We start from the raw sequence: 6,558 nt of genomic DNA, 5'->3' as shown, positions 1-6,558 counted from the left end.
CGGCCACACTGCGCGTCAAAACCGAGCATCAACCACTGTACTACCGGTTCCTGGCGGCAAGCCGGCATGAGGGGCATGCAGTCATCTCTCCCGCAAGCGGGAGAGGGAGCACATCAGCAGAAGTTGAAAAGCCAGCAGCACATCAAGCCGCTGCCGGTTTTCTCCCCTCTCCCGCAAGCGGGAGAGGGAGCACCTCAGCGGAAGTTGAAAAGCCAGCAGCACATCAAGCCGCTGCCGGTTTTCTCCCCTCTCCCGCAAGCGGGAGAGGGAGCACATCAGCAGAAGTTGAAAAGCCAGCAGCACATCAAGCCGCTGCCGGTTTTCTCCCCTCTCCCGCAAGCGGGAGAGGGAGCACATCAGCAGAAGTTGAAAAGCCAGCAGCACATCAAGTCGCTGCCGGTTTTCTCCCCTCTCCCGCCCGCGGGAGAGGGGCCGGGGGAGAGGGCCGGCGCATCCACGCAGTGCCGCACGCCAATTCCTGAAACAGCTAGTCCCATCAGACGATGGCACCCCGCCCACCCGATGCAAACATCAACGCCAGCCACAAGACAAAGCGAAAAGGAGACCGCGGTGCATCACGACAACAACCCCAAGGAACTGGCCGCACGCCTGATTGCGCGCGCCGAGCAGATGATTCCCGCGCTGGCGGAACGCGCCACCCAGGCCGAAGCCGAAGCGCGCATCCCCGCCCAAACCATCGCCGAGATGCAGGCCGCGGGCTTCTTCAAGGTGCTGCAGCCGCGCCGCTACGGCGGCTATGAGCTCGACCCGCAGACCTTCTTCCGCATCCAGATGGCATTGGCCAGGGGCTGCATGTCCACCGCCTGGGTCTACGGCGTGGTCGGCGTGCACAACTGGCAACTCGCCCTGTTCGACGAACGCGCGCAGCAGGAGGTCTGGGGCAACGATCCCGGCACCCTGATCGCCTCGACCTATATGCCGGTTGGCAAGGTCACCCCGGTCGAAGGCGGCTACCGTTTCTCCGGCCACTGGAAGTTCTCCAGCGGCAGCGAACTGTGCGACTGGATCTTCCTGGGCGGCCTGGTGCCTCCGTCCGAACCCGGCGGCGCCTACGACTACCGCACCTTCCTGCTGCCGCGCTCTGACTACAAGATCGTGCGCAACTGGGACGTGCTGGGCCTGCGCGCCACCGGCAGCCACGATATCGTGGTCGATGACGTGTTCGTCCCCGACTACCGCACCCACCGCGCCGTCGATGGCGCCATGGGCACCAGCCCTGGCCTTGCCGTGAACGACTTGCCGCTGTACCGCCTGCCGTTCGCGCAGATCTTCGTGCGTGCCGTGTGCACCGCGTGCATCGGCGCGCTGGAAGGCACCCTCGACGACTTCGTCGCTTACGCCGACGGCCGCGTCAGCAGCAACGGCGGCAGCAAGACCGCGGAGGATGGCGGTGCGCAACTGGCCTGCGCCAATGCGCAGGTGGCCGTCGACGAAATGCGGACCATCCTCGAACGCAACTTCGAAGAGCTGCTTGCCATTGCGCGCGAAGGCGGCCAGGTGCAGACGCCACGACGCCTGCATTTCCGCTACCAGTCGTCGCAGGTGGCCGAGCGCTGCGCACAGCTCGCCAACAGCCTGCTGCGCTATGCCGGCGGCAACGGCATCTACCGCACCAACCCGATGGTGCGCCGCTTCCTCGACCTGCACGCGGCGCGCGCCCACTATGCCAACAACCTGGACCGCTTCGGCCAGAACCTGGGCGGCGTGATGATGGGCCGCGCCAACACCGACTTCTTCATCTGAAGCCGCGCACCGGCAAGGGAACCCATCATGACCCAGAGCACAGCGCGCATGCAGGCCAGGGAGTTTGACGTGGTGGTGGTCGGTTCGGGCGCCGGCGGCATGCTGGCCGCCTGCCGCGCCGCCGACCGGGAACTGTCCGTGGTGGTGCTGGAGAAGAGCAGCCAGTACGGCGGCACCTCGGCGGTGTCCGGCGGCGGCATCTGGATCCCGCTCAACCACCATATCGCACCGGCGGGCGGGCAGGACGACTACGCGAAGGCGTTCGAGTATGTGCTCGCCTGCACGGGGGAAGACGGCGACCCGCAGCGCATCCGCGCCTACCTGGAGCAGGCGCCGCGCATGCTGCAATACCTGGAGCAGCATGCCGGCGTGCATTACTACACGCTGCCGCGCTACGCCGACTACTTCCAGAAGCTGCCGGGCGCGATGCCCGGCTACCGCGCGCTCGACCCGATGCCGTTCGACGGCGCGCGCTTGCGTGAAGAATTCGACCGGCTGCGTCCGCCGTCGCCAGGCACGCTGGTGGGCGGCCGCGTGGCCGTGACCTCCGGCGAGGCGCATGCGCTGCTGTGCCGCTCGCCCGGCTGGTTCGGGCTGGCGGTGCGCCAGTTCGCCCGCTACTGGCTCGACTTCGGCTGGCGCCGCAAGACCCGGCGCGACCGCCGGCTGACGCTCGGCAACAGCCTGGCCGGTGGCCTGCGGCGGGCGATGATGGACCGCGCAATCCCGCTGTGGCTCGATACCGCGCTGCAAGACCTGATCATCGAAGACGGTTCGGTCCGCGGCGTGCGCGCCATGCAGAACGGGAAGGTGGTGGAAATCCGCGCGCTGCATGGCGTGATCCTCGCCGCCGGCGGCTTCGAGCGCAGCCAGGCCATGCGCGAGCAATACCTGCCGCAGCCGACGCAGGCCGGCTGGAGCGCGACGCCGCCCAACAACACCGGCGACGCGATCCGCGCGGGGCAGGACGCCGGTGCCGGCGTCGCGCTGATGTCGCATGTGTGGGGCGCGCCCACCGTGCAGGTGCAGGGCGAGGAAAAGCAGCGCGCGCTCTTCATCGAGCGCGCCATGCCGGGATGCCTGGTGGTGAACGGGCAGGGCCGGCGCTTTGTCAACGAGGCCGCGCCGTATTCCGAGTTCGTGCCGGCCATGTACCGCGACCACGACAAGACCGGCTGCAGCGTGCCGGCGTGGATGGTGTTCGACGCCACCTTCCGCCACAAGTACCCGTGCGGGCCGATCCTGCCTGGATCGGTGATGCCGGACCGCAGCATTCCGGCCGGCCTGTCCGGCATCCTGGTGCGCGCCGACACGCTGGCGCAGCTGGCGCAGCGGATCGGCGTGGACGCCGGCGGGCTGGCCGACAGTGTCGCCCGCATGAACCGCTACGCCACCACGGGCGTGGACGAGGAATTCGGCAAGGGCGACAACCTGTTCGATACCTACTACAGCGACCCGGCGGTCCGCCCCAACCCGTGCCTGGCACCGATCGGCAAGGCGCCGTATTACGCCGTGCGGCTCGATGCCGGCGATATCGGCACCAAGGGCGGGCTGGTGACCGACGGCAGCGCGCGCGTGCTGCGCGAGGATGGCAGCGCCATACCCGGGCTGTTCGCCATCGGCAATACCAGTGCCTCGATGATGGGCACCAGCTATCCCGGCGCGGGCTCGACCCTGGGCCCGGCCATGACCTTTGGCTATATCGCTGCGGACGTGATCGCGCAGCAAGCGCGGCAGCCTGCCGCCCCGATCCCTCTCCACGCTCAACCCGTACAGGAGGCCCTATGAGCGCCAATCCCGAAGCCACCCCCACGCTGCGCGACGACATGCTGATGGCGATGCGCCGCATGGCGCGCTCGGTGGCGGTCATCAGCTGCCGCCAGGGCGAGCGCCGCTATTCGATGTCGGTGACGGCAGTCGACTCGCTGTCGGCGGATCCGCCATCGCTGCTGATCTGCATCAACCGCAACGCGTCGATCTACCCGCCGCTCGATGCCGGCACGGACTTCTGTATCAACTTGCTGGCCGCCGACCATCGCGACATCGCGGTGGATTGCAGCGGCCGCCTCAAGGGCGAGGAACGCTTCACCAGCGGCGAGTGGGAGGACGACCTGCTTGGCGTGCCGTGCCTGCGCAACGCCCAGGCCAACCTGGTCTGCCGGCAGGACGGCCGCTTTGACTATGGCACCCACGCCGTCTTCATCGGGCGGCTGCGCGAGGTGCGGCTGGCGGGCGAGGTGTCGCCGCTGGTCTATGTCGACGGCGCCTATACGACCTCCGCGCCGCTGCACGCGCTGTGTTCGGCCTGAGCCCCGAGGGCGAGAGCATGCATCCCGATTCCGTCACGCCGGTCTACCCACCGCTGCGCCTCGATGACCCGGACGCGCACCCGTGGCAGGCCGACTGCGATGCCGTGGTAGTGGGCTTCGGCGCCGCGGGTGCCTGCGCGGCGCTGGAAGCGGCGCGGGGCGGCGCGCGCGTGATCGTCGCCGAGCGCTTCGAAGGTGGCGGCGCCAGCGCGAAGAGTGGCGGGGTGGTGTATGCCGGCGGCGGCACGTCGTACCAGACCGCGGCGGGCTATGCCGATACGCCGCAGGCGATGGCGGATTACCTGCGCCAGGAGACCGGCGGCGTCGTCAGCGAGGCGACGCTGCAGTCCTTCTGCGAGCGCAGCCGCGACATGCTGGCCTGGCTGGAAGACGCGGGTGTGCGCTTTGCCGCCACCGTGCCGCCGCGCAAGACGTCGTACCCGGCGCAGCCGTATTACCTCTATTACTCCGGCAACGAAGCCGTGGCCGCGTATGCGCGGCACGCCGCGCCAGCACCGCGCGGGCACCGCGTGAAAGGCCCCGGCATGTCCGGCAGCACGTTGTACGGCGTGCTGCGCGGCGCCGTGGAAGCCCGCGCGGAAATCACGGTCATGCGGCAGACCGCGGCGCGCCGGCTGATTGTCGACAAGGACGGCGCAGTCATCGGCGTCGAACTGTGGCAGGTGCCCCAGGGGCGCCAGCAGAAGCGCCACGCCCGCCTGGCGCGGCTGGCCGAGCGCCTGCACAACGCCATGCCGGGCGTTGCGGACCTGCTGCGCCAGCGCGTGCTGCAGCTGGAACTGCGCCATGCGCGACCCGTGGCAGTGCGCACCCGCGCCGTCGTGCTGACAACCGGCGGCTTTATTTTCAACCGCGCCATGGTGGCGCGCCACGCCGGCAAGTACCTGCAGAACTGGCGCCTTGGCGCCACCGGGTGCGATGGCAGCGGCATCCGGCTGGGCGAATCGGCGGGCGGGGCCGCGCGGCACCTGGAGCGCGTGTCGGCCTGGCGCTTTATCAATCCGCCGTTCGACTGGGCGCGCGGATGCGTGGTCGACGGGCAGGGCGCGCGCATCGGCAACGAGGAAACCTATGGCGCCACGCTGGGCCACGCCATCTGCGAGCGGCACGGCGGACGCGCGTGGCTGATCCTGAACCGCGCGCTGGCCCGCGCAGCCTTGTGCGAATGCGCGGGCGGGCGGCTCTGGGCCTTCCAGGCGTTGCCCGCCGCGCTGTTGATGCTGACCGGCGCGCGCCGCGCCGCCAGTCTCGAGGCACTTGCCGACAAGCTGGGCATGCCCGGCGCTGCGCTGCGGGCAACGGTCGAGGCCTACAACGCCGCTGCCCGCGGCGACATCCCCGACCCGGCCGGCAAATCGGCGCCGATGTGCGCCTCGCTGGAAACCGGGCCATGGCTCGCCATCGATATCTCGGCGAACAGCCGCGTCTTCCCCTGTCCGGCGATCACGCTCGGCGGCTTGTCCGTGGAAGAGTCCAGCGGCCGAGTACTGGCTGCCGCCGGCGGCGCGCCCATTCCGGGCCTCTACGCCGCAGGCCGGACCGCCGTGGGCATCGCATCCAACCACTACGTAAGCGGCCTGTCGCTTGCCGACTGCATCTGGTCGGGGCGCAACGCCGGCCGCCACCTGACACAACAACCTGCCGGCGAGCGGCAGGCACACACCAACGAGGAGAGTTCCCATGAGCCGACGTACTGAAGGCAAGATCGCGATCGTTACCGGGGCCGCCAGCGGCGTCGGCAAGGAAGACGCCCTGCTGCTGGCCCGCGAAGGCGCGCGCGTGGTGCTGACCGACCTGAACGAGGAGGCGGGCCACGCGCTGGCGCGCGAGATCGGCGAGACCGCGCTGTTCGTGCCGCACGACATTGCCAGCGAAGCCGGCTGGCAGCAGGTGATGGCGCGCACCGAGCAGCGCTTCGGCGCGCCGAACGTGCTGGTCAACAACGCCGCGATCCTGATGCTCGGATCGGTCGAGGACGCCACGCTGGAGCAATGGCAGCGCGTGATGCGCATCAACGCCGACGGCTATTTCCTTGGCTGCAAGTACGGCGTTGCCGCGATGAAGGCGGGCGGCGGCAGCATCGTCAATATGTCGTCGGTGGCGGCATTGGGCGGCATGGGCGCCTTCTGCGCCTACAGCGCCAGCAAGGGCGCGGTGACGGCGCTGACGCGCGCGGTGGCGGGCCACTGCAAGCAGAGCGGCTACAAGGTGCGCTGCAACTCGATCCATCCCGATGGCATCCTCACGCCGATGACCGCGGCCTTCCTGCCCGGCGGCGCCGCGGCCCTGCCGGAAGAGGTGGGCGGCGCCGAGCCGATGCAGCGCATGTGCCACCCGCGCGACGTGGCGAACCTGGTGCTGTTCCTGGCTTCCGATGAATCGCGCTTCATCAATGGCACGGAACTGCGCATCGACAACGCGCAGACCATCATGGGCGTGGCCTGACGCCACCCGCAGCGAGAGA

General features: G+C 69.3%; 6 protein-coding genes. 5 read left to right on the top strand and 1 reads right to left on the bottom strand.

Translation table 11 applies throughout. The annotated features are described in order from the left end of the window. Positions 1–81: 81 nt before the first annotated feature. On the bottom strand, positions 82–384 hold the full coding sequence (locus ACIP1U_RS31180) for a hypothetical protein (protein ID WP_400323348.1): 303 nt from the start codon (positions 382–384) through the stop codon (positions 82–84). Positions 385–570: 186 nt separating this feature from the next. On the opposite strand from ACIP1U_RS31180, the gene ACIP1U_RS31175 reads away from it, so the two are divergent. Genes ACIP1U_RS31175 through ACIP1U_RS31155 form a run of 5 tightly spaced genes read left to right on the top strand, consistent with a single transcriptional unit; the run spans position 571 to position 6,539 of the window. Then, a complete protein-coding gene (locus tag ACIP1U_RS31175; RefSeq protein WP_400323345.1) occupies positions 571–1,764 on the top strand; it encodes a flavin-dependent monooxygenase in 1,194 nt (397 codons plus the stop codon). 27 nt (positions 1,765–1,791) lie between these two features. After that, positions 1,792–3,552: an FAD-dependent oxidoreductase gene (locus ACIP1U_RS31170; RefSeq protein WP_400323343.1), complete on the top strand. Its 1,761-nt coding sequence runs from the start codon at positions 1,792–1,794 to the stop codon at positions 3,550–3,552. After that, positions 3,549–4,073, top strand: a complete 525-nt coding sequence (locus ACIP1U_RS31165; RefSeq protein WP_400323340.1) for a flavin reductase family protein — start codon at positions 3,549–3,551, stop codon at positions 4,071–4,073. Before ACIP1U_RS31170 ends, ACIP1U_RS31165 begins: the two co-directional genes overlap by 4 nt. 17 nt (positions 4,074–4,090) lie before the next feature. Beyond that, a complete protein-coding gene (locus tag ACIP1U_RS31160) occupies positions 4,091–5,791 on the top strand; it encodes an FAD-binding protein (protein ID WP_400323337.1) in 1,701 nt (566 codons plus the stop codon). Continuing rightward, the gene (locus ACIP1U_RS31155) at positions 5,775–6,539 is read left to right on the top strand and encodes an SDR family oxidoreductase (protein ID WP_400323334.1); all 765 of its coding nucleotides are present in this window, start codon (positions 5,775–5,777) and stop codon (positions 6,537–6,539) included. Before ACIP1U_RS31160 ends, ACIP1U_RS31155 begins: the two co-directional genes overlap by 17 nt. Positions 6,540–6,558 lie beyond the last annotated feature (19 nt).

Source organism: Cupriavidus sp. NPDC089707 (assembly GCF_044748965.1).
In the GTDB taxonomy this organism is placed as follows: domain Bacteria; phylum Pseudomonadota; class Gammaproteobacteria; order Burkholderiales; family Burkholderiaceae; genus Cupriavidus.
This window is presented reverse-complemented; position numbering and strand designations above follow the sequence as displayed.

Coding starts and splice junctions, on each gene's coding strand:
- ACIP1U_RS31160 (WP_400323337.1), top strand. CDS start 4,091: ATGCATCCCGATTCCGTCACGCCGGTCTACCCACCGCTGCGCCTCGAT.
- ACIP1U_RS31165 (WP_400323340.1), top strand. CDS start 3,549: ATGAGCGCCAATCCCGAAGCCACCCCCACGCTGCGCGACGACATGCTG.
- ACIP1U_RS31155 (WP_400323334.1), top strand. CDS start 5,775: ATGAGCCGACGTACTGAAGGCAAGATCGCGATCGTTACCGGGGCCGCC.
- ACIP1U_RS31170 (WP_400323343.1), top strand. CDS start 1,792: ATGACCCAGAGCACAGCGCGCATGCAGGCCAGGGAGTTTGACGTGGTG.